Below are 21,347 nucleotides of genomic sequence, written 5' to 3' on the forward strand. Positions count from 1 at the left end.
AGAGGTTTCCAATGGCTACCGAACGCACCCTCAGCATCATCAAGCCCGACGCAACCAACCGCAACCTGACTGGCAAAATCAACGCCAAGTTCGAAGACGCAGGTCTGCGCATCGTTGCCCAGAAGCGCATCCACCTGACCCCCGCTCAGGCAGGCAAGTTCTACGAAGTGCACGCAGAGCGTCCCTTCTACGGCGAACTGTGCGAGTTCATGGCATCGGCTCCCGTCGTTGTTCAGGTTCTGGAAGGTGAAGGCGCAATCGCGAAGAACCGCGAAGTCATGGGCGCAACCAACCCCGCAGACGCAGCAGCTGGCACCATCCGCGCAGAATTCGCTCTGTCGGTTGGCGAGAACTCGGTTCACGGTTCGGACGCTCCCGAAACCGCAGCGAACGAAATCGCGTTCTTCTTCTCGGGCCTGGAACTGGTCGGCTAAGCCTTCCTACGGGTTCTGGGGTCAATGACCCCGATCATATCGAGGGCCGCTTCCAGCTCGGAGCGGCCCTTGTCATGTCTGGCGTCTTTCAGATCGTCGAACGCCGCGCGCAGGGCCTCTTTTTCCTTGCCTTTGCAGTCGTTCCACGGACGCCCCTGCAGCGCCATCACCAGCACGTAATACCCAATGAAATGAGGCTGTTGGCCCGCGGCCATCATGCGCCCATAGGCTTCGTGCGCGCCGATCTCCCGCAGGGTTTCGGCGTCGTGAATGCCGGCAGCCGCCAGCGCTTTGGCCTGAGCAGGCCCGATGTTCTTGATGGATGTAACCGGAGTCGCCATGCCCCCTTATAGCAGGGGACGCTGGCGTTCCCATACTTCAGATACTGGCGAAGTCGGTAAAGATGAAGTCAGGCGCGTCGGCCTTCTTCTTGGATTTCGAGCCCTCTTGGCGATCAGAAGACTCGGTGGCCTGTTTGGCTTTGGGGTCGGGGTCTGGTGCGGTGTTGTCCGGCATGGGTGCCTCCTTTCAATAAGACAAGTATTGAAAGGAAGCTTGGTTCCGAAAAGTCCCGCAAACGGATATCAGGACGCGCCACGCGATAGTGCGGCCACCCCAGTTCGCGCCACTTCGGCCAGACCCAGCGGGCGCATCAGGTCGGCAAAGGCGTCGATCTTGTCGGGGGCACCGGTGATCTCGAACACAAAGCTCGACAGGGTGCTGTCCACGACTTTGGCGCGGAAGATGTCTGCCAGACGCAGCGCTTCGACGCGCTTTTCGCCGGTGCAGGCAACTTTCAGAAGACCCAGTTCGCGCTGGACCGAGGGGCCCTCGACGGTCAGGTCGTGCACGTCGTGGACGGGCACCAGACGGCCAAGCTGTGCCTTGATCTGGGTGATGATCTGGGGGGTGCCGGTGGTCACGATGGTGATGCGGCTCTTGTGGCCTTCGTGGTCAACTTCGGCCACGGTCAGGCTTTCGATGTTGTAACCACGGCCCGAGAACAGGCCGATCACACGGGCCAGAACGCCCGCTTCGTTGTCGACCAGAACGGCCAGAGTGTGGGTCTCTTCACCTTCGGCAAAGTTGGCGCGCAGCGCATAGGCCGAATGTTTCGACGAGCCTTTTTTGATGTTTAGCGGCGACATGTCCTAAATTCCTCTTCCCTGAACAGCAGGCGGGGCCTGCCAATGGGGACGGCGGGCGCACCCGCCGCCTTGATGTTCTGTTGCCGTTAGACCAGCACTGCGCCCGAGCCAGCGATCGCGTTGGTCGCGTTCACGTCACCCAGCAGCATCTTGTTGTGTGCCTCGCCCGAGGGGATCATCGGGAAGCAGTTTTCGTGCTTCTCGACCAGACAGTCAAAGATCACCGGACCGTCGTAGTTGATCATTTCCATGATCGCGTCGTCCAGATCCTTGGGGTCCTTACACAGGATGCCTTTGCAGCCGAAGGCCTCTGCCAGCTTGACGAAGTCAGGCAGCGATTCCGACCACGAGTGCGAGTAACGCTCGCCGTGCAGCAGCTGCTGCCACTGGCGCACCATGCCCAGACGTTCGTTGTTCAGGATGAACTGCTTCACGGGCGCGCGGAACTGCATCGCGGTGCCCATTTCCTGCATGTTCATCAGCCAGCTTGCCTCGCCGGCGACGTTGATCACCAGCGCGTCGGGGTGTGCGATCTGCACGCCAACCGAAGCGGGCAGGCCGTAGCCCATGGTGCCCAGACCGCCCGAGGTCATCCAGCGGTTCGGATCCTCGAAGCCAAGGTACTGCGCGGCCCACATCTGGTGCTGGCCAACCTCGGTGCAGACATAGCGGTCCATGCCTTTGGTCAGGGCTTCCAGACGCTGCAGGGCGTACTGCGGCTTGATGGTCGGACCTTCCTGCTTGTAGCTCAGGCAGTTCACGGCCTTCCATTCGTTGATCTGCTTCCACCACTTGGCCAGACCCTCGGTGTTGGTCTTGCGGCCGCGGGCCTTCCAGACCTTGAGGACGTCTTCCAGAACGTGGCCAACGTCGCCAACGATCGGCATATCCACGTGGATCACCTTGTTGATCGAGCTGGGATCGATGTCGATATGCGCCTTCTTGGACTTGGGGCTGAACGCGTCGATGCGGCCGGTGATACGGTCATCGAAACGGGCGCCGATGTTGATCATCAGGTCGCAGCCGTGCATCGCGAGGTTCGCCTCATAAAGGCCGTGCATCCCCAGCATACCCAGCCAGCCCTTGCCCGAAGCAGGATAGGCCCCCAGACCCATCAGGGTCGAGGTGATCGGGAAGCCGGTCGCATCCACCAGTTCACGCAGCAGCTGGCTGGCACCAGTGCCCGAGTTGATGACGCCGCCGCCGGTGTAGAACACGGGGCGCTCGGCTTTCTCGATGGCGGCCACCAGTTCGGTGATCATCTCGAGGTCGCCTTTGACCTTGGGCTGGTAGTGGCTGGTGCGGGCCTGCTTGATGCCGGTGTATTCACCCGATGCGAACTGGACGTCCTTGGGGATGTCGATCAGCACGGGGCCGGGGCGGCCGCTGGTTGCCACGTGGAAACCCTCGTGGATGATCGCGGACAGCTTGTCGGTGTCTTTGACGAGCCAGTTGTGCTTGGTGCAGGGGCGGGTGATGCCAACGGTGTCAGCCTCCTGGAAGGCGTCCGAGCCGATCATGAAGGTCGGAACCTGACCCGACAGAACCACCAGCGGGATAGAATCAAGCAGCGCATCGGTCAGGCCGGTCACAGCATTCGTCGCGCCGGGGCCCGAGGTCACCAGAACAACGCCGGGTTTGCCGGTCGAGCGGGCATAGCCCTCGGCGGCGTGAACCGCGCCCTGTTCGTGACGCACGAGGATGTGCTTGATATCGTTCTGCTGAAAGATTTCGTCGTAGATCGGTAGCACAGCGCCACCGGGGTATCCGAACACGACTTCCACACCCTGATCTTTCAGGGCTTGGACTACCATTTTCGCTCCGGTCATCTGACGTGTCATCTGCGTGTCTCCGTTTACGACGTCAATTCTATCTGAAACAAAAAAGCCCCCGATCTTCTCGGGGGCGCATGGGGTACCGTTATGGTGTCCGTTACCGGCCCATGCGCCATTTCTCCACGACTAGTACGACCGACTGGTCCATAGGGGCTCTCCGTTTGCTGCGCCCTGATTAAAAGCGCCTAAAACCGAGGTCAACCGCATTTGTAGGAAATTTCGCTGGAATGGGCATGTTTGAAATAAAATTATTGCGAAGGGTCAGAGTCCGTGACCTGTCCCTTGCAGAACCCCGTGTTCCAAAGCATAGCGCGTGAGCCCCGCCGTCGAGCTGATCCCCAGCTTGCGCTTGATGTTCTTGCGGTGGGTTTCGACCGTCCGGACCGAGATGTCCAGTTCCGCCGCGACCTCTTTGTTCGATTTCCCCTGAGCCAGCTGCAACAGCACCGTTTGCTCGCGCGAGGTCAGGGGTTCACGGTCGCCGGTTTCCTCTGGGGTCAGGGATCCGCGCGCGCCGGTGCACAGGTAGCGTTCGCCGCGCATGACGGCGTCGATGGCGGTCTTGATCTCTTCGGTGGGGACATCTTTCAGAACATAGCCGCGGGCCCCGTGGGACAGGGCGCTGCTGATGTATTCGGGCGTGTCGTGCATGGACAGGATCAGGATGCGGGTGTCGGGGCGGCGCTCGAGGATGATCTCGGTCGCGGTCAGGCCACCCACGCCGGGCATGTTCAGGTCCAACAGGATTACATCGGGGTCCAGAGTTTCGAACTGGTCAATGGCGTCCTGACCATTGCCCAACACGCCGACGACCTGAATATCGTCGTAGCCTTCCAGAATGGCCTCGATCCCGTCGGCGACCATGGGGTGGTCATCCACGATCAGGATACGGATGGGGGACTGGGTCATTCCTGTGCCTCCTTGGCCAATTTGCTCTTGCCCGAGGTACTGCCGGTTTCCGGCGGCAACAAGTGGGTGAGGGGGACAGAGGCCGTAATCCGCGTGCCCGCGCGGCTGGACTGAATGGAAATTGACCCTTCCAGCTGTTCGACCCGTTCCTGCATGTTGCGCAGGCCAAGGCCCTGACGCGGGCTGGCATGGCGCGCGGTTTCAAACCCGTGGCCGTTGTCGGAAATGGTCATGGTCGCGCCGCTGCGGTGGCCACGCAGGTCGATGGTGACCTCGGTGGCGCCTGCGTGGCGCTCGACGTTAGTCAGGGCTTCTTGGGCGATCCGATAGAGGGCGATCTTGGCGTCCTGATCCAGACGGTTGCGGAACACCACGGTCGAGAATTTGGTCTCGATCCCCGTGCGGGTGCTGAAGTCATCGGTCAGCGCCTTGAGCGCCGGCCCAAGGCCCAGATCGTCCAGCACGCCGGGGCGCAGGTCGCGGCTGATGCGCCGGACCTCCTGGATCGCGCCGGACAGGCTGTCGATGCCGCGGTCCATCGCCTCGGGGGCGCGGGGGTCGTTGTTGGCGAACCGCTTCTTGGCCAGTTCCAGCCCGTAGCGGACGCCGACCAGGATTTGGCTGATACTGTCGTGCAACTCGCGGGCCACGCGGCCGCGTTCCTCTTCCTGCGCATCGAACACACGCTGGGTCAGGCTTTTGAGCTTGGCATCGGCCAAACGGCGTTCGCGCACGTTGATCAGCATCCCCGTGCCAAACACCAGCAGCAATGAGGCCAAGGTAATCCCGCCGATATAGATGAACGTCCGCCGCACGCGGGCCTCGACCTCGGAGCGCGAGGCGGCCACGGTCTTGATCACGTCATCCACAAAAACGCCGGTCCCGACGGCCCACCGCCAACTGGGGAAACTGGTCACATAGGTGATCATCTGGGCCTCTTGGCCGGTGCTGGGCTTGGGCCACAGATAGGTGTGATAGCCACCACCGGAACGGGCAATCCGAATCAGTTCGTCTACCACAGGCGTGCCCTCCGAATCGCTCAGGCCCATCCAGTTCTGGTTAATCATGTCCGTCTGGCGCGGGCTAACGAGGTTCGTTCCGTCATAATCGTAGACAAAAAAGAACCCTTCGGAGCCGTAAATCATCGCCGCCAAAATCTGCATGACCTTGCGTTTTGCGGTCTCGTCATCGGGGGCGGCGTTCCCGTAAATGTAGTAGAAACTGTTCCGCGCCAGCGTGACGTAGTTCTTAAGCTCTTGCTTTTTAACGTTAATAAGCTGCGCCTCTAGGGTGCGCACTTCGCGCTCGGCCAGCTCGCGCGATTGCAGCGCCACAATGACCGAGATTGCCGCCACCGCCCCGATCAGGGGCAGCGTCGCCAGCAGGAAAAGTTTCTGCCCATAACTGAGGTGAAAGCGCGTAAGAATCCGTTTCATGGATTTGATTCGGTCATGGGTCAGGTCCAAGATCAAGCGGGGGCGGACAGGAAAGTTGCGCGAACCGGAGCTTTTTATTGCGAAAAAGTCCCTGATTTTGGTCAAGAAATCTATCCAGATAGAGCAAACTACGTAGAACTTGGTATTTGCCAATCGGCAATCCGTCGCTAGGGTTCCCCCACCTGATAACGATCCGCCCGCCGAAAGGCCGGGCAATAATTGGGAGGAGAGACCATATGGATCGTCGTTCTTTTCTGAAGACCTCGGCACTTGGCGGTACTGCGGCTGCGGCAACCTCGCTGGCAGCACCCGCAATTGCGCAGGGCAACCGTACTCTGACCATGGTGACCTCGGTTCCCCATGGCTTCGCGGTGTTCGATGACGCGGCCGTGTACTTCAACAACGTCGTCAGCGCGATGACCGATGGCCAGATCACCATCGACAAGAAAGCAGCGGGCGAACTGGTTGGCGGCTTCGAAGTGTTCGACGCCGTATCGTCGGGTCAGGCCGACATGTACCACTCGGCAGATTACTACTTTGGCGGCCAGCACCCCGGCTACTACTACTATACCTCGGTTCCGTTCGGCGCGACCGCGCAGGAACTGTCGACCTGGATGTACCACGGCGGCGGTCAGGAACTGTACGACCAGCTGGGTGAAATCTTTGGCCTGAAGTCGTTCCACGCAGGTTCGACCGGCATGCAGCCCGGCGGCTGGTTCCGCAAGGAAATCCGTTCGGCAGACGACTTCAACGGTCTGAAGTTCCGTATGCCCGGCATCGGTGGCCGCGCTCTGGGTCTGACCGGCGCATCGGTCCAGTCGATCCCTGGCGGCGAAATCTATCAGGCGCTGGCTTCGGGCGCGATCGACGGTGCCGAGTGGATCGGTCCCTTCGCGGACGAACGTCTGGGCTTCCAGGAAGTCTGTAACTTCTACTACACCTCGGGCTTCCACGAGCCGGGTTCGGCCCTGTCGGTTGCGTTCAACCGCGACATCTGGGACAGCCTTACCCCCTCGCAGCAGGCGATCATGGAAACCGCAGCCAAGGCCGCGACCGCACACAGCCTGACCCAGGGTATCGCGAACAACGCAGCCGCGCTGAAGCGTATCCAGAGCCAGGGCGTCAAGCTGATGGAATTCACCGACGACGTTTGGGACCTGTTCGGCACCGCATCGCTGAAAGCCATGGACGAATTCATGGACGATCCGATGTACGCCGAAATCCGTGCCAGCTTCGAAGCCTCGATGAAGTCGAGCTCGGAATGGCTGCAGCGCGCAGACAACGCATACGTTCAGCAGCGTGACCGCGTTCTGAACCGCGGCTAATCACAGCCGTTGCATACCGGGGCACCGCCGTCGTGCGGTGCCCTAATTTCGTGCGGAGGGGATCCGCAAAAATAGCCCGCGTTCAGGCGGGAAATCGGGGACATCATGGAACAGGAAAGCATCGGGCTGGGGGGCGCCTTGCTCTCGGTGTGGGACGGCCTTGTCTGGGCATTGTCCAACATCGCAATGGCCTTCTACAATTTCTTCTATGCTGTGTCGCATCCCGGCCTTTGGCTGGACTGGTCGAACAAAGAGTCGCTTGTGCGCTTTGTTTACTACGGCGGCTCGGTTGAATTTTTCTTTGTCATCTTCACGACCTTCCTGCTGCTGACAGCCATCGGCGTGTGGAAGAACAACTTCATGTGGGCCTGCGTACGCGGGCTCGAGGCGTTTGCGAACGCGGCGGGCCGGTTTGCGGCTTGGGCCGGTCTGATCATGGTTCTCCAGCAGACGGTCATCGTGTTGATGCAGCGTATCTTTGCCCGCCCCGATGTGGTGCTGGGTTTCGGCATTCCGATCGGCTTTGACGTCAGCTGGTGGTCCGAGGAACTGAAGCTGTGGAACGCCATCGTGGTTGCGATGTGCGTCAGCTACACCTTTGTTCAGGGCGGCCACGTGCGCGTTGACCTGATCTATGCGTCGGTCAGCCACCGCACCCAGCGCGTGATGGATATGGTCGGTACCATGATCTTCATGATGCCGCTGGCCACCATCATCTGGATGTACGGCTGGTTCTTCCTGTGGCGCCACCTGATCGTGCCCAAGCCCTCGGCTTCGGACCAGTTGGACCGCATGGTGATGAAAGCCCGCGCCCTGCGCTGGAACGTGGAAACCATCGGTTTCTCGGCCAACGGCTTTACCGGCTACTTCCTGTTCAAAATCCTGCTCGTGACCTTCGCTGGTATGGTGTTCCTCCATGCCTGCGCGTTCTTCTGGCGTTCCTATCTGGAATTCAAAGAGGGCCCGGACTCTGCCGGCCGCTTTGTAGACCGCGATACGCTGGGTGAAGGCGAAGAAGCCTACGAAGGCACCCATTAACTCAAGGCGGATATGACATGCTATTCGGACTAGACGGCGTAGAGATCGGCCTGATCATCGTCTTTTTGTGCCTGTTCTCGGGCATCCTGTCGGGCTTTCCTGTTGCGTTCGCCATTGGCGGGGCAGGGGCGATTGCCTTTGGTATTATTGCGGCGCTGGACAGCGCAGGCCTGCTGATCCATCAGGCCATCGACACCGGCTCTGACGCCTATCGGGCGCTCGTGGCCAGCGGGGTCAAAGAGGAAATCATCTCGATCTTCCGATACCCCGAGTTGCCAAGGATCCCAGAACACGTGTTCGCCCAAGGTTGGGAAACCGCGCTGGACCGCAACGTTTCGTTCATCGTGAACCGCATCAACGAGCGCGTTCTGGCAGGCCAGTCGATCGAGACCCTGCTTGCCGTTCTGATGTTTGTTCTGATGGGCATCACGCTGGAACGTTCCAAGATCGCGAACGACCTCTTGACCACCATGGCCAAGGTTTTCGGACCTCTGCCCGGCGGTCTGGCGGTGTCGGTTGTGGTTGTGGGCGCGTTCCTTGCGGCATCGACCGGTATCGTGGGCGCGACCGTTGTGACCATGGGCCTCTTGTCGCTGCCGACCATGCTGCGCAACAACTACTCGCCTGAACTGTCGACCGGTGTGATCGCCGCGTCCGGTACTCTGGGCCAGATCATTCCTCCGTCGATCGTGATCGTTCTGCTGGGGACGCTGGCCGGTGACCTGTACTCGACCGCTCAGGAAGAGCGCGCACGTGCGCTGGGGTGCTCGGACGCGCTGACCTATCTGGGTGAGCCTGCGGTTCTGTCGGTCGGTACCCTGTTCCAGGCGGCGCTGCTGCCCGGTATCCTGCTGGCGCTGCTTTATGGTCTGTACTCGTTCGGTTACGCGCTGCTTTACCCCAGCCGTGCCCCTGCGGTGCAGTTCGCAGAAAGCCACTCGACCGAGGTGATCACCCGCCGCGAAGGTCTGACCTGGCTTCTGGGTCTGCCCGTTGCGCTGATTGCCGGTATGCTGTTCCTCGGCCAGATGAATATCGTTGGCTCGCAGGACGTGACCGTTGACAGCTTTAGCGACGCCGGTATCGCAGCCAGCCTGCGCACCAATGTCAGCCCGGAATGTCAGGCCTCGATGATCGAACTGCACGGCCAAGAGGCTTGGGATACCGCGGTTGCGGAAAACCAGGCGATTGCCGATGCGGGCGGTCTGCAGGAAAGCGTCCGTCTGACCCCCGAAGAGATCGAAGCCGCCCGTGCCGAGAAGGTTGCCGCTGCGGCGCCCATCGGGACCGGTGTGTCGATCATGGTGATCATGCTGGGGATCGTTCTGCTGATGGCACGGGGAATCGCCCCCAGCCAGGACCCCCGTCCGCTGCTGATTGGTGGCGTCGGTCTGATCCTGGCGCTGCTGGCGGATATCGTGCTGATCAACCCGCTGACCAGCTCGACCATGACCTTTGCGATCATGGCGATCCCTGTGGGTATCACCCTGTGGTCGATGAAGGCCGCCGCCGCCCGTCTGGGCCAGAACGAACTGATCCGCGTGGTCTTCCCGCCGCTGGTTCTGATCGTGGCGGTTCTGGGCTCGATCCTTGGCGGGATCACCAACCCCACTCCGGCGGCTGCGCTGGGTGCTGTGGGCGCGGTGATGCTGGCGGCCTATCGCAAGCTGCAGGACGAGGAAAAGTCGGGCAAGGTCATCATCAACTCGACCTTCGCCATGCTGATCCTGCTGATCCTGGGCATCAACTTTGACCTGCGTATCAACACCGAGAGCGTCAGCGCCGAAACCTGGGGTGCGTTCACTCTGGCTTATGCGGCCTACCTCTATATCGTTTTCGGTGTGGGTTATGCCTGCTGGACCCTGTTCCGCTCGGGCGTTCTGGGGCCGGTCATCCGCGAGACGGCCAAAGTGACCAGCATGGTGTTCACCATTCTGATCGGCTCGCAGCTCTTGAACCTTGTCGTCATTTCGTTCGGCGGCGAGCACTACATCCAGATGTTCCTCAAGAGCTTCGACAACGAGTTCACCGTCTTCTTGCTGGTGATGCTGGTTCTCTTTGTTCTGGGCTTTGTTCTCGACTTCCTCGAGATCATCTACATCGTGGTGCCGATCGTGGGTCCGGTGATCTATGGCGGGTCGTTTGACCCCAAGTGGGTGACCATCATGATTGCGGTGAACCTGCAGACCTCGTTCCTGACCCCGCCGTTCGGTTTCGCGCTGTTCTATCTGCGCGGCGTGGCCCCGCGCGAGGTGACGACCGGCCATATCTACCGCGGTGTGGCGCCGTTCGTGCTGATCCAGGTTTTGGGCATTGCCATCCTGTGGCTGTTCCCGGGCATCGTGACCATCGTGCCGGATCTGATGCCGAAGTAAGGCATCCGAGAAATCTCAAAGAAAAGGCCCCGTCAGTGCGGGGCCTTTTTCGTTGGGAATTTGGGTATTTTTACCAAGATGAAGGGAGGGGGCGTGTTAGCGACCGACGGCCCGCACGTTTGGCAGGATCAGGTTCGACACTTGCTCCGAGATCGGTTCGGTCGACAGGGGGTGCAGGTCCACCGAGTATTCGTCAGGGGTGGTCATCGGCTCCCATGCGCCGTGGCGGAACAGCTCGATCCCGCTGAAGCCTGCCTTGTAGTTCATCTTGGGCGAACCGGGGACCCAGTAGCCCAAGTAGACAAAGGGCAGGTCCATTTCCTGTGCCAGCCGGATGTGGTCGAGGATCAGGAAGGTGCCAAGGCTGCGGTTGCGCAGTTCGGGTTTGTAGAAGCTGTAGACCATGCTCAGGCCGTCTTGCAGAACATCGGTCAGGCAAACGGCGGTCAGCGGATCATCGGTGGTGGCCACGTCGGTGTATTCGATCACGCGGGTTTTGACCGGCGTTTCCTCGATCATGGCGGCGAATTCGAAGATGTCCATGTCGGCCATGCCGCCATCGGCGTGACGGGCCTCGAGGTAGCGGCGGAACAGGTCGAACTGTTCTTCGGTGGCCCAAGGGCTGCGGACCTCGCGTTCCAGCGTGTTGTTGCGGCGCAGGGTTTTGGACTGGGTTTTATTGGGGGCAAAGTCGCTGACACGAATGCGGGCCGACAGGCACCCGGCGCAGTCCGAACAGGACGGGCGGTACAGCACATTCTGCGAGCGGCGGAACCCCTGCTGCGACAAGGCGTCGTTCAGGCCGGTGGCGCTGTCCCCCTGCAAAGCAGTGAACAGTTTGCGTTCCATCCGGTTCGGCAGATAGGGACAGCCCTGCGGGGCCGTCACATAAAACTGGGGGGTCAGCGGGGGTGTATGGCGCATGTGTGTCACTTTGATGTTCGCCTAGGACGATAGCAACGCCGCCCCCTTACGCCAAGGGGGCAGTCAAATAGGTGACACAAACGTCAGTATAGCGTCATCTTGTTCATAGGAACGGTTCCCATGATATGGTCGGTAAGGCCTTGTCTCCGCGCTGAGGTCAACATCAGGACAATCGATACAATCTGTAGCGGAAAGACGGCCAGCGACACAGAATAGCCCAGCGTGTGCAAAAAGGCGGTGGGCAGATCAAAGCGGTGACCCTGCATCGTGCGCAGTTCCATCGACATCAAACGCATACCCCATGTTGCAGAACCGGTCGCCAGAGTGACTGTTCTATAGGCAAATCCGACCACCATCATCAGCATCGGAAAGAAGAAGATGCCCGCAAAGAAGGTGAACGGCAGGACCAGCGCCGACATCAGGGCGACGATCACCATGTCCACCAGCCACGCCAGCAGGCGCTTGGTGGGGGTGTCCGCGTACAGTTCTTCGTGGCGGTCAGGATCGGGCAGTAGGTCGAAATAGCTCATTGTCAGGGACCGGTGGGGCAGAGGAGGGGAAGGAGGGCCCGCCGGAGCGGGCGGACCCTTTCTATCGGATCAGGCGTTCGGAGTCTCGGTTTCGGTGGCCGATTTACCGCGTTCGTCCATGAAGCGGTCGAACTCTGCCTTGTCCTTGGCATCACGCAGGCGCTTGAGGAAGGTTTCAAAGGCTTCCTGTTCGTCTTCGAGGCGGCGCAGGGTGTCGGCCTTGTAGGCGTCGAATGCGCTGTTACCCGACGAGCGGAATTGCGAACCAAAGCGGCGTTTGTGGCTGCAGCAGGACGATTTGAACATTTTCTTACTCCAGATCATGTAGGCGAGAAGGGCAAGGCCAACGGGCCAGAAGAAGATAAAGGACAGGACCATCGCGGCGATCCATGCGCCCTTGCCGCGGGCATCAAGCCACGCTTCGGTGCGCGAGAACCAACCTTGGCGGTGGTGGGGAATGGGGTCAGCAAAAGTAGACATCGGGTGCTCCGTTCAGGGTGAATGTGAATGCTTTTCACATTGCAAGAGATCGTGATGGAGCAGTCCCCTTACAAGGGGCAATGTGAAAACTTTTTACATTATTTGGGTTATTCCGTGAAATCAGCCACTTGGGCACCGCTCAGGGGCCCTAGGTCCGCGGGTTTCAGCGAAAAGATGTGCCGCGGGGTGCCCGCTGCGGCCCAGATCAGGTCGAATTCCAGCAAGCGCGGGTCCAGAAAAGCACGGATCGGGTTCAGGTGCCCCACGGGCGACACGCCCCCGATGGCAAAGCCGGTCTGGCTGCGGATCAGGTCCGCGTCGGCCTTACCCAAAGGCTCACCCGCCAGGGCGCTGGCTTTGTCGGCGCAGACCTTGTTGCCGCCTGCGGTCAGGAACAGGATCGCCTCGCCGCTGGTTTCCCCGCGAAAGATGATCGACTTGGCGATCTGGTCCACGTGGCAGCTGGCGGCGGTTGCGGCCTGTTCGGCGGTGCGGCTCTCTCCGGCTTCCATGATTTCGGGCTCGAATCCGGCGTCGATCAGGGCTTGGCGGACGCGCTTCAGACTCTTGCTCATGGGGGTCTCCGGATTTGATCTGGGGCATTGACGGGCCGTCGGGACGAACCCAAACATGCGTCATGACATTCGCATCCCGTATGACCCGCACGCCTCGTCCTTTCAATCCCGAACGTGGAGCCGAAGGGGCAGCCCTGTTCCCCATGCTGGCCCCCGAACTGCGTGGGTTGATGGAAGGGACCGCAGGGTGCAGCCCCTATTTGCGCGGGCTGATGGCGGTGGAAACCGGTTGGATCGCCGCTGCAATGGATGACCCCGAAGGGGCCTTGGCCGGTGAATTCGCACGCCTGCGGGCGACCGCCCCCGATGAGCGTCCTACCGCGCTGCGCCAAGGGAAACGGCGCGTGGCCCTCTTGACCGCGCTGGCCGATCTGGCGGGCGTCTGGCGGCTGGAGCAGGTGACCGGCGCGCTGACTGACTTTGGCGCGTTGGCCACCCATCTGGCGATGACTGCCTGTGTGGGGGCGGAAATCCGGCGCGGCAAGCTGCCCGGCATGACCGAGGATGACATCGAAACCGCAGGGGGGATGGTTGCCCTTGCCATGGGTAAGATGGGCGCGGGCGAGCTGAACTATAGCTCGGACATCGACCTGATTTGCCTGTTCGACGAGACGAAATATTCCCGCGACGACTATCTGGACGCTCGCGCATCTTTGATCAGAGCGACGCGCAAAATGTGTGCGATGCTGTCGGACATCACCGCCGAGGGCTACGTCTTTCGCACCGATCTGCGCCTGCGTCCCGATTCGGGGGTCACGCCGGTTTGTATGCCGATGGAGGCCGCCGAGCGGTATTACGAGAGCCTCGGCCGCACATGGGAGCGCGCCGCCTATATCAAGGCTTACCCCTGCGCGGGCGATATCGAGGCGGGTCTCGGGTTCCTGAAAACGATGGCGCCGTTCGTGTGGCGCAAGCATCTGGACTTTGCCGCCATTCAGGACGCCCACGATATGCGGCTGGCGATCCGCAATCACAAAGGGCTGCACGGCCCCGTCTGCCTGCCCGGACACAATATGAAACTGGGGCGTGGCGGCATCCGCGAGATCGAGTTCTTTACCCAGACCCGCCAGTTGATTGCGGGCGGACGCGACCCTGATCTGCGGGTGCGCGGCACCGTGCCCGGCCTGAACGTGCTGGCCGCCAAGGGCTGGATCACCCCCGAGGTCGCCCAAACCCTGACCGACCACTACCGCGCCCACCGCGAGGTCGAGCATCGCCTGCAAATGGTGAACGACGCGCAGACCCACAGCCTGCCCACCGCGCCCGAGGAAATGACCCGCATCGCGATGATGATGGACATGGATCAGGCGGACTTCGAGGCGGACGTGCGCAGCCGCCTTGCTGCGGTGCACGAGTTGACCGAGGATTTCTTTGCTCCCGACGCCCCCGCCAAACCCTGCGAGCAGGTCGCCGAACTGGACCAGCAGGTCGTCGAGCGCTGGAAAACCTATCCCGCCCTTCGGTCGGCCCGCGCGGTCGAGATTTTCAATCGCCTGAAGCCCGAGATCCTGACCAAGCTGACCGCCGCCCCCAAACCCGAAGAGGCGCTGATCGCCTTTGACGGATTTTTGGCAGGTCTGCCTGCGGGGGTGCAGCTGTTTTCCCTGTTCGAGGCGAACCCCCAACTGGTGGACCTGATCGTCGATATCGCCAGCACGGCGCAGGCTTTGGCCCGCTATCTGTCGCGGAACGCGGCGGTGCTGGACGGGGTGATCGGGGGCAGTTTCTTTGCCCCTTGGCCGGGGCGCGAGGCGCTGATCGCCGAACTCTCCGCGCGGCTCGAGCAAGAGGGCGATTACGAGCGCCAACTCGACACCACCCGCCGCTGGGCCAAGGAATGGCACTTCCGCGTGGGTGTTCACCTGCTGCGCGGCCTGATCACCGCCGAGGAAGCGGGCCGCGAATATGCCGATCTGGCGGCTGCGACTTTGGCCGGATTGTTCCCAGCCGTGCAGATCGAATTTGCCCGCAAGCACGGCCCCGCGCCGGGGCGGGGGGCGGCGGTTCTGGGGATGGGCAGTCTTGGTGCCTGTATGCAGACGGCGACCTCTGATCTGGATGTGATCGTGATCTATGACCCATTGGGGGTTGAGGAATCCGACGGCAAGCGCCCCTTGCATGTGCGCACCTATTTCGCCCGTCTGACGCAGGCTTTGGTGACGGCGATGACCGCGCCCATGGCCGAAGGGCGCCTCTATGAGATGGACATGCGCCTGCGCCCCTCGGGCAATCAGGGGCCGGTGGCCACCAGTTGGGACGCTTTCCAAGCCTATCAGGAGACCGAGGCCTGGACGTGGGAGCACCTAGCCCTGACCCGCGCCGCGGTGGTGATCGGCCAGCCCGATCTGGCTGCCGACATCGAAACTTTCCGCCAGACCCTGATCCAGCGAGAGCGGTCCGAGGGCAAGGTCCTGCGTGATGTGGCCGATATGCGCGCCCGCATCCGCGCCGCCAAAACCCCCGCCAGCGTGTGGGACGTCAAGGCGGGCGATGGCCGGATGCAGGACATCGAACTCTTTGCCCAAGCGGCTGCCCTGATGGCCGGCCTGCCGGACCGCAGCGTGATGGCGGGCCTTCAGGCGGCCCAGTCGCTGGCTTGGATCAGCCCGGAGGTCGCCGCGCAGATCGCAGATTTCTACCGCCAGCTCTGGCAGGTCCAGATATCCTCGCGCCTCTTGGGCGAGGGGCCGATCAACCCTGACACCATCGGCAGCGGTGGGGCAGGCTTCTTGCTGCGTGTCTGTAACGCCGAAAATATGCCGCAACTGGAACAGCGCCTGCTTCAGGGCTATGTGTTTGCTACGGAACAGATCGAAAGCGTTCTGACCGCCCGAGCAGAGGAAACACCGGATGAACACAGTGAAGGATCCCCATGACCCCAAAGGCCTGATCCGCGAGGCCTACCGGATCGACGGGATCACCCTTGGCGAATGCCGCAGCATCTTTTTGGATTGGGCGCTGAGCGTTCCGGGCGATGACCTGCACGCGGATCTGGCGGCGCTGCTGGCGGTCTATGGCGGCGACGAAAACCACCCCATGACCACCGTCTTGAACGAAGGGCTGGCCAACACCGACCGCCCGCGCAGACGTGGGGGATGGCGGTCGCGGCCCCGCGATATGGAATAAGGCGGAACAAGAAACGCGGCCCTGATCGGGGCCGCGTTCTGCATCTCAGGGGCTGACCTTGGATCAGCGGGCCAGCTGAGCGGCCTCTTGCGCCAGGGCGACAATGCCGTCCCAATCGCCAGCAATCATCATCTCTTTGGGGGCGACCCAGCTGCCGCCAACGCAGACGGTGTTCGACAGCGACAGATAGTCGGGGGCGTTCTTCAGGCTAACACCGCCGGTCGGGCAGAAGGTGACCTGCGGGATCGGCGCACCGATGGCCTTCAGTGCCTTGGCGCCGCCATTGGCCTCGGCGGGGAAAAACTTCTGAACGGTGTAGCCGCGCTCGAGCAGAGCCATCGCCTCGGACGCGGTGGCCGCACCGGGCAGCAAGGGCAGGTCCGCCGCTTCGCAGGCGCTTAGCAGAGTGTCGGTGGCGCCGGGCGACACACCGAACAATGCGCCAGCCTCTTTGGCGGCGGCAACATCGGCGGGGGTCAGCAAGGTGCCCGCACCAACAATCCCGCCTTCGACCTTGGCCATCTCGCGGATGGCGTCCAGCGCGATCGGGGTGCGCAGGGTGACTTCCAGAACCGGCAGGCCACCCTTGACCAAGGCTTCGGCCAGCGGGCGCGCGTGGGCCAGCTCGTCGATCACAAGAACGGGGATCACGGGCGCCTTGCGGCAGATTTCGAGAGATTTAGCGCTGGCTTCTGCGGGGGTCATTCATCAGTCCTCGGTGTCGAAATCGGTTGGGTTTGTTGCCTCCGGCGGGAGTATTTTCCGCAAAAAGAAGTCTGAACTTGCGCTTCTTCTTGCTTCAAATACTCAAAATCCGGAGGCCGAAGTCAGTGGTGTCATACAACAACCGCAGCGCCATTCGAAGCAAGGCCCACGTTCTGGCGGAATGCTTCGAAGAGTTCGCGGCCGATGCCGGATTTGTTCGGGGTCAGGTCGGCGACTGCCGGCGTGCGGCCGGCAAAATCGGGGGCGAGGTTCTCGATCACACCGGTTTTTGCATCGACGCGCAGCAGGTCACCGTCCTGAACACGGGCGAGGGGGCCGCCAAGCGCCGCTTCAGGGCTGACGTGGATCGCGGCAGGAACCTTGCCCGATGCGCCCGACATGCGGCCATCGGTGACCAGAGCGACCTTCAGTCCGCGGTCCTGTAGAACCGCGAGGGTCGGGGTCAGGCTGTGCAGTTCCGGCATGCCGTTGGCCTGTGGGCCCTGGAAGCGGACGACGACGATGGTGTCCTCGGTGAACTCGCCGTTCTGGAAGGCCTTTTTCACATCGGCCTGATCTTCGAACACGCGGGCTTTGGCTTCGATCACGTGACGCTCAGGGGCGACGGCCGAGACCTTCATGATGCCGGTGCCAAGGTTCCCTGCCAGCTGGCGCAGACCGCCGGTGGGCTGGAATGCATCGGTGGCGGGGCGCAGGATCTTGTCGTTCTGGGTTTCCTTGGGGCCTTCGACCCAAGTCAGCGCGTTGTCGATCAGCTTGGGCTCTTCGGTGTAGCGGGCCAGACCCTGACCGGCGATGGTCTGGGTGTCATCATGAAGGAGACCTGCATCCAGAAGTTCGCCGATCATGTAGCCAAGGCCACCAGCGGCGTGGAAGTGGTTCACATCGGCCAGACCGTTGGGATACACTTTGGCCATCAGCGGCACGACCGAAGACAGCTGATCGAAATCTTCCAGCGTCAGCTCGACGCCAGCGGCGCGGGCCATGGCGGGCAGGTGCAGCACAAGGTTGGTCGAGCCGCCAGTTGCCATCAGACCGACCACACCGTTCACAAAGGCACGCTCGTCCAGCACGTCACAGACGGGGGTGTATTCGTTACCCAGTTGGGTGATGGCTGCGGCGCGTTCAACGCCCGCCACGGTCAGCGCATCGCGCAGGGGGGTGTTCGGGTTGATAAAGGAGCTGCCCGGCATGTGCAGGCCCATGAACTCCATCAGCATCTGGTTGGTGTTTGCAGTCCCGTAGAACGTGCAGGTGCCCGGCCCGTGATAGGAGGCCATCTCGGCGGCCATCAGCTCTTCGCGGCCAACCTCGCCGGTGGCGAATTTTTGACGGACTTTGGCCTTTTCGTCGTTGGGTAGGCCGCTGGTCATGGGGCCCGTGGGCAGGAAGATGCCGGGGATATGGCCAAAGGTCGCCGCGGCGATGATCAGACCGGGAACGATCTTGTCGCAGACGCCAAGGTAGAGCGCCGCGTCGAAGGTGTTGTGCGAGAGGCCCACGCCCGCCGCCAGCGCGATCACATCACGCGAGAACAGCGACAGTTCCATGCCGGTCTGGCCTTGGGTCACGCCATCGCACATGGCAGGTACGCCGCCAGCGACCTGAGCGGTCGCGCCGACCTTGCGGGCGGTTTGGCGGATCAACTCGGGGTAACGCTCATAGGGCTGGTGCGCCGAGAGCATGTCGTTATAAGCGGTGATCACACCGATGTTGGGCGCACGGCCAGCGGCCAGCGCGTCCTTGTCCTGACCCATCGCGGCATAGGCGTGTGCCTGGTTGCCGCATGCCAGATGCCCGCGTGCGGGGCCCTGATCGGCGGCGCGCTTCATCTGGTCCATGTACCGCGCACGGCGCTGGGCCGAGCGGTCGCGGATGCGCTGGGTGACTTCGTGGATCGTATTATTGAGGGGCATGGGTAGCTCCTTTGGCGTCCTGTTGGCCGCTCTATAACAGGTACGGTTAGCGCTAACAAGGTTGGCTGTATGAAACCTTCGTGCAGATTGATCTTTTACGAACCCATATTCGGGAGTAGAGGGCGCATATGACCCAATCGTACCCCACAATCCGCCTGAAGCCCAACGCCGAAGCCCGCGCCATCCGCCACGGCTTCCCTTGGGTTTATGACAATGAACTGGTGACCGACCGCCGCACCCGCAATATCGAAGCGGGCGCGCTGGCTGTGCTCGAGGATGCAGATCGCACCCCCATGGGCCTTGTGACCGTGAACCCCAACTCGCGCATCATGGCGCGGATGCTGGATCGCGACACCACGGCACAGGTGGACAAGGCGTGGTTTGCCGCCCGTCTGAAGCGGGCGCTGGATCACCGCGCGCGTCTGTACAAAGACCCGTTCTATCGTCTGGTCCACGCCGAAGCCGACGGCCTGCCCGGTGTGGTGATCGACCGTTTCGGCGATCTGGCGGTTGTGCAGCCGAACGCCGCTTGGGCGGATCAACGCTTTGCCGATCTGGCGCAGGCGCTGGTGGACGTGACCGGTGTGACCACCGTGATCAAGAACGGTACGGGCCGCGCGCGTACTCTGGAAGGGCTGGACGAAGTGACCGAGGTCACCATCGGCACCGCCCCCGAGGCACCGATCCACGTTCCCATGAACGGCGCGACCTATATGGCCGACGTTGTGGGCGGGCAGAAAACCGGTCTGTTCTATGACCAGCGTCCGAACCACGCTTTCGCCGCGCAACTGGCGAACGGTAGCCGCGTGCTGGACGTGTTCAGCCATGTGGGCGGCTTTGGTCTGGCGATGCTGGCTGGCGGTGCGACCTCGGCTCTGGCGGTAGATGGCTCTGCCCCCGCGCTGGAACTGGCCGAGCAGGGCGCAGCCGTTTCGGGCTTTGGCGATCGCTTCACCACCCGCAAGGGCGATGCCTTCGCAACGCTCGAGGCGCTGGCCGAAGAAGGCGAGATGTTCGACGTGGTCATCTGTGACCCGCCCGCTTTCGCTCCCTCGAAAAAGGCGCTGGATGCCGGTCTGCGGGCCTATGAACGCGTGGCCCGTCTGGCGGCGCCGCTGGTCAAAGAGGGTGGCTATATCGGTCTGTGCTCTTGCTCGCACGCGGCGGATTTGACCAAGTTCCGCGCCGCCTGTACCCGCGGCATCGGTCGGGCAGGGCGCAATGGCCAGCTTATCTATACCGGCTACGCTGGTCCCGATCACCCGCTGCTGCCGCAACTGGCCGAAAGCGGCTACCTCAAAGCGCTGTTCTACCGCGTATGAAGGTCCTGCTCGACGCCTGTGTCCTCTATCCGACGGTGATGAGAGAAGTGCTGATCGGGGCCGCCAAGGCGGGCCTCTATCAGCCGCTCTGGTCCGCACGGATTTTGGAGGAATGGCGTAGGGCAGCCGCCCGTCTGGGCCCTGTTGAGGGGATGCAGGCCGAGGGCGAAATCGTGATGCTGCGGGCGGATTTCCCCGCAGCCACTGTTTCGGGGTTCGAGCAGATCGAGCCCCGTTTGTATTTGCCCGACAGCGGCGATGTGCACGTTCTGGCCGCCGCGATCAAAGGGTCGGCGGATACCATCGTCACCATGAACGCCAAGGATTTCCCCCGCCACACACTGGCCGAAGAGGGGATCCAGCGGCTCGATCCTGACCAGTTCCTGCTGACTTTGCACGACACTGCTCCCGATACCGTGGCGGCACTGGTAGAAACCGTTCGCTCAAACGCGGAGAAGATGGATCACGTTCACCGCGACGCCCGCGCCCTGCTGAAAAAGGCGCGGATGCCCCGTCTGGGCAAACGGCTGGGTTAAAGACGCCACTTCCGCTCGTTTGCCTCGATCGCGGCGATGCGGTCGGGGGTTTTGGGATGGCTCATCAACCATGCGGGCACCACGCCCGAGCGGGCCTGCGACAGGGCCTCTAGTTTGCGGAACATGGATTTCTGGGGCTCGGTCCCAATGCCCGCTTTGACCAGCAAAGCCGAGGCATAGGCGTCGGCCTCGTATTCGTCCCCGCGCGACAGGTGCGCCCCCAACATGCTGGCCAGAAACCCCGCGATATAAACCCCGATCCCCGGCAAAAACCGCGAGAGGATCAGCGCCAGCGCCGTGCGCAGGGCGTTCTGGCTGGTAAAGTCGATCATCCGGCGGCGGGTGTGCCCCAGCGCCACATGCCCCAATTCGTGGGCGATAACGCTGGCCATTTCCTCGGCCGAGACCTGACCGGAACGGTAGCGGTCATAGAAGCCCCGCGTGATGAAAATCCGCCCGTCCGGCGCGGCCAGCCCGTTCACGGCGTCGATGTCGTAGATGTTTACCCGGATCCGCGGAAGTTCCAGCGCGGCGGCCAGCTGGTCACATAGGCGCAGTAGCGTGTTATCGGCCAGTTCACTGGACCGCGCGTCCAGTTCGCGCGCCGTACGCCACGCGCTGAAGTGGTACATGACAAAGCCCGCAAGGGCGGCAAGCAGGATCGGTGTAAATCTGAGCATGCCCTATATGTGGGGCCTGATCAGGCAAAAGA

Annotated in this window: 21 protein-coding genes; 8 read left to right on the plus strand and 13 right to left on the minus strand. The window is 62.0% G+C overall.

Annotated elements, in window-relative coordinates:
* The first annotated feature begins 11 nt into the window (after positions 1–11).
* Positions 12–434: a nucleoside-diphosphate kinase gene (ndk, locus tag HJ536_RS09895; RefSeq protein WP_176853285.1), complete on the plus strand. Its 423-nt coding sequence runs from the start codon at positions 12–14 to the stop codon at positions 432–434.
* Here ndk and HJ536_RS09900 read toward each other — a convergent pair.
* The 6 genes from HJ536_RS09900 to HJ536_RS09925 form a co-directional block, all read right to left on the minus strand.
* Entirely contained in the window at positions 431–775 is a 345-nt protein-coding gene (locus HJ536_RS09900; RefSeq protein WP_177157577.1) for a TfoX/Sxy family DNA transformation protein, read from the minus strand. The genes ndk and HJ536_RS09900 overlap by 4 nt on opposite strands.
* A gap of 37 nt (positions 776–812) precedes the next feature.
* A complete protein-coding gene (locus HJ536_RS09905) occupies positions 813–950 on the minus strand; it encodes a hypothetical protein (protein ID WP_177157578.1) in 138 nt (45 codons plus the stop codon).
* A gap of 68 nt (positions 951–1,018) precedes the next feature.
* On the minus strand, positions 1,019–1,582 hold the full coding sequence (ilvN, locus tag HJ536_RS09910; protein ID WP_176853282.1) for an acetolactate synthase small subunit: 564 nt from the start codon (positions 1,580–1,582) through the stop codon (positions 1,019–1,021).
* A gap of 86 nt (positions 1,583–1,668) precedes the next feature.
* Positions 1,669–3,423 (minus strand): acetolactate synthase 3 large subunit, encoded by a 1,755-nt coding sequence (locus HJ536_RS09915; RefSeq protein ID WP_177157579.1) that lies wholly within the window; start codon positions 3,421–3,423, stop codon positions 1,669–1,671.
* Positions 3,424–3,678: 255 nt separating this feature from the next.
* Positions 3,679–4,326 (minus strand): response regulator transcription factor, encoded by a 648-nt coding sequence (locus tag HJ536_RS09920; protein WP_176853280.1) that lies wholly within the window; start codon positions 4,324–4,326, stop codon positions 3,679–3,681.
* Entirely contained in the window at positions 4,323–5,762 is a 1,440-nt protein-coding gene (locus HJ536_RS09925; protein WP_177157580.1) for a cache domain-containing protein, read from the minus strand. Before HJ536_RS09925 ends, HJ536_RS09920 begins: the two co-directional genes overlap by 4 nt.
* A 236-nt stretch (positions 5,763–5,998) precedes the next feature.
* Here HJ536_RS09925 and HJ536_RS09930 point away from each other — a divergent pair, with 236 nt between their 5' ends.
* From HJ536_RS09930 to HJ536_RS09940, 3 genes are all read left to right on the plus strand, one after another.
* The gene (locus tag HJ536_RS09930) at positions 5,999–7,087 is read left to right on the plus strand and encodes a TRAP transporter substrate-binding protein (protein WP_177157581.1); all 1,089 of its coding nucleotides are present in this window, start codon (positions 5,999–6,001) and stop codon (positions 7,085–7,087) included.
* 105 nt (positions 7,088–7,192) lie between these two features.
* Entirely contained in the window at positions 7,193–8,125 is a 933-nt protein-coding gene (locus HJ536_RS09935; RefSeq protein ID WP_176853277.1) for a TRAP transporter small permease subunit, read from the plus strand.
* Positions 8,126–8,142: 17 nt separating this feature from the next.
* On the plus strand, positions 8,143–10,500 hold the full coding sequence (locus HJ536_RS09940) for a TRAP transporter large permease subunit (protein WP_177157582.1): 2,358 nt from the start codon (positions 8,143–8,145) through the stop codon (positions 10,498–10,500).
* Positions 10,501–10,596: 96 nt separating this feature from the next.
* Here HJ536_RS09940 and HJ536_RS09945 read toward each other — a convergent pair whose 3' ends face one another.
* The 4 genes from HJ536_RS09945 to HJ536_RS09960 form a co-directional block, all read right to left on the minus strand.
* Positions 10,597–11,424 (minus strand): arginyltransferase, encoded by an 828-nt coding sequence (locus tag HJ536_RS09945; protein ID WP_177157583.1) that lies wholly within the window; start codon positions 11,422–11,424, stop codon positions 10,597–10,599.
* Positions 11,425–11,507: 83 nt separating this feature from the next.
* Complete coding sequence (locus HJ536_RS09950) at positions 11,508–11,960, minus strand: RDD family protein (RefSeq protein WP_176853615.1); 453 nt, start codon at positions 11,958–11,960, stop codon at positions 11,508–11,510.
* A gap of 63 nt (positions 11,961–12,023) precedes the next feature.
* Positions 12,024–12,434 (minus strand): DUF2852 domain-containing protein, encoded by a 411-nt coding sequence (locus HJ536_RS09955; protein WP_176853274.1) that lies wholly within the window; start codon positions 12,432–12,434, stop codon positions 12,024–12,026.
* Between the two features lie 107 nt (positions 12,435–12,541).
* A complete protein-coding gene (locus HJ536_RS09960) occupies positions 12,542–13,009 on the minus strand; it encodes a YbaK/EbsC family protein (RefSeq protein ID WP_177157584.1) in 468 nt (155 codons plus the stop codon).
* A gap of 62 nt (positions 13,010–13,071) precedes the next feature.
* On the opposite strand from HJ536_RS09960, the gene HJ536_RS09965 reads away from it, so the two are divergent.
* Both HJ536_RS09965 and HJ536_RS09970 read left to right on the plus strand, forming a co-directional pair.
* Positions 13,072–15,885, plus strand: coding sequence for a [protein-PII] uridylyltransferase family protein (locus HJ536_RS09965; protein WP_177157585.1), 2,814 nt, complete (start codon positions 13,072–13,074; stop codon positions 15,883–15,885).
* Complete coding sequence (locus HJ536_RS09970; protein ID WP_176853271.1) at positions 15,860–16,135, plus strand: hypothetical protein; 276 nt, start codon at positions 15,860–15,862, stop codon at positions 16,133–16,135. The genes HJ536_RS09965 and HJ536_RS09970 overlap by 26 nt, the downstream gene beginning before the upstream one ends.
* Positions 16,136–16,198: 63 nt before the next feature.
* Here HJ536_RS09970 and eda read toward each other — a convergent pair whose 3' ends face one another.
* Positions 16,199–16,840 carry a bifunctional 4-hydroxy-2-oxoglutarate aldolase/2-dehydro-3-deoxy-phosphogluconate aldolase gene (gene eda, locus HJ536_RS09975; RefSeq protein WP_177157586.1) on the minus strand — a complete coding sequence of 214 codons (642 nt, stop codon included), beginning with the start codon at positions 16,838–16,840 and terminating at the stop codon, positions 16,199–16,201.
* A 131-nt stretch (positions 16,841–16,971) separates the two neighbouring features.
* Positions 16,972–18,777: a phosphogluconate dehydratase gene (gene edd, locus HJ536_RS09980; RefSeq protein ID WP_177157587.1), complete on the minus strand. Its 1,806-nt coding sequence runs from the start codon at positions 18,775–18,777 to the stop codon at positions 16,972–16,974.
* 128 nt (positions 18,778–18,905) lie between these two features.
* On the opposite strand from edd, the gene HJ536_RS09985 reads away from it, so the two are divergent.
* Both HJ536_RS09985 and HJ536_RS09990 read left to right on the plus strand, forming a co-directional pair.
* Positions 18,906–20,099, plus strand: a complete 1,194-nt coding sequence (locus HJ536_RS09985; protein ID WP_177157588.1) for an RSP_2647 family RNA methyltransferase — start codon at positions 18,906–18,908, stop codon at positions 20,097–20,099.
* On the plus strand, positions 20,096–20,635 hold the full coding sequence (locus HJ536_RS09990; protein WP_177157589.1) for an RSP_2648 family PIN domain-containing protein: 540 nt from the start codon (positions 20,096–20,098) through the stop codon (positions 20,633–20,635). The genes HJ536_RS09985 and HJ536_RS09990 overlap by 4 nt, the downstream gene beginning before the upstream one ends.
* Here the strand turns inward: HJ536_RS09990 and HJ536_RS09995 are convergent.
* Positions 20,632–21,315, minus strand: a complete 684-nt coding sequence (locus tag HJ536_RS09995; protein WP_177157590.1) for a M48 family metallopeptidase — start codon at positions 21,313–21,315, stop codon at positions 20,632–20,634. The two genes, HJ536_RS09990 and HJ536_RS09995, sit on opposite strands and share 4 nt — an antisense overlap.
* Positions 21,316–21,347: the final 32 nt, after the last annotated feature.

This window comes from Donghicola mangrovi (genome assembly GCF_013377535.1).
GTDB classification, from domain to species: Bacteria; Pseudomonadota; Alphaproteobacteria; order Rhodobacterales; family Rhodobacteraceae; genus Donghicola; species Donghicola mangrovi.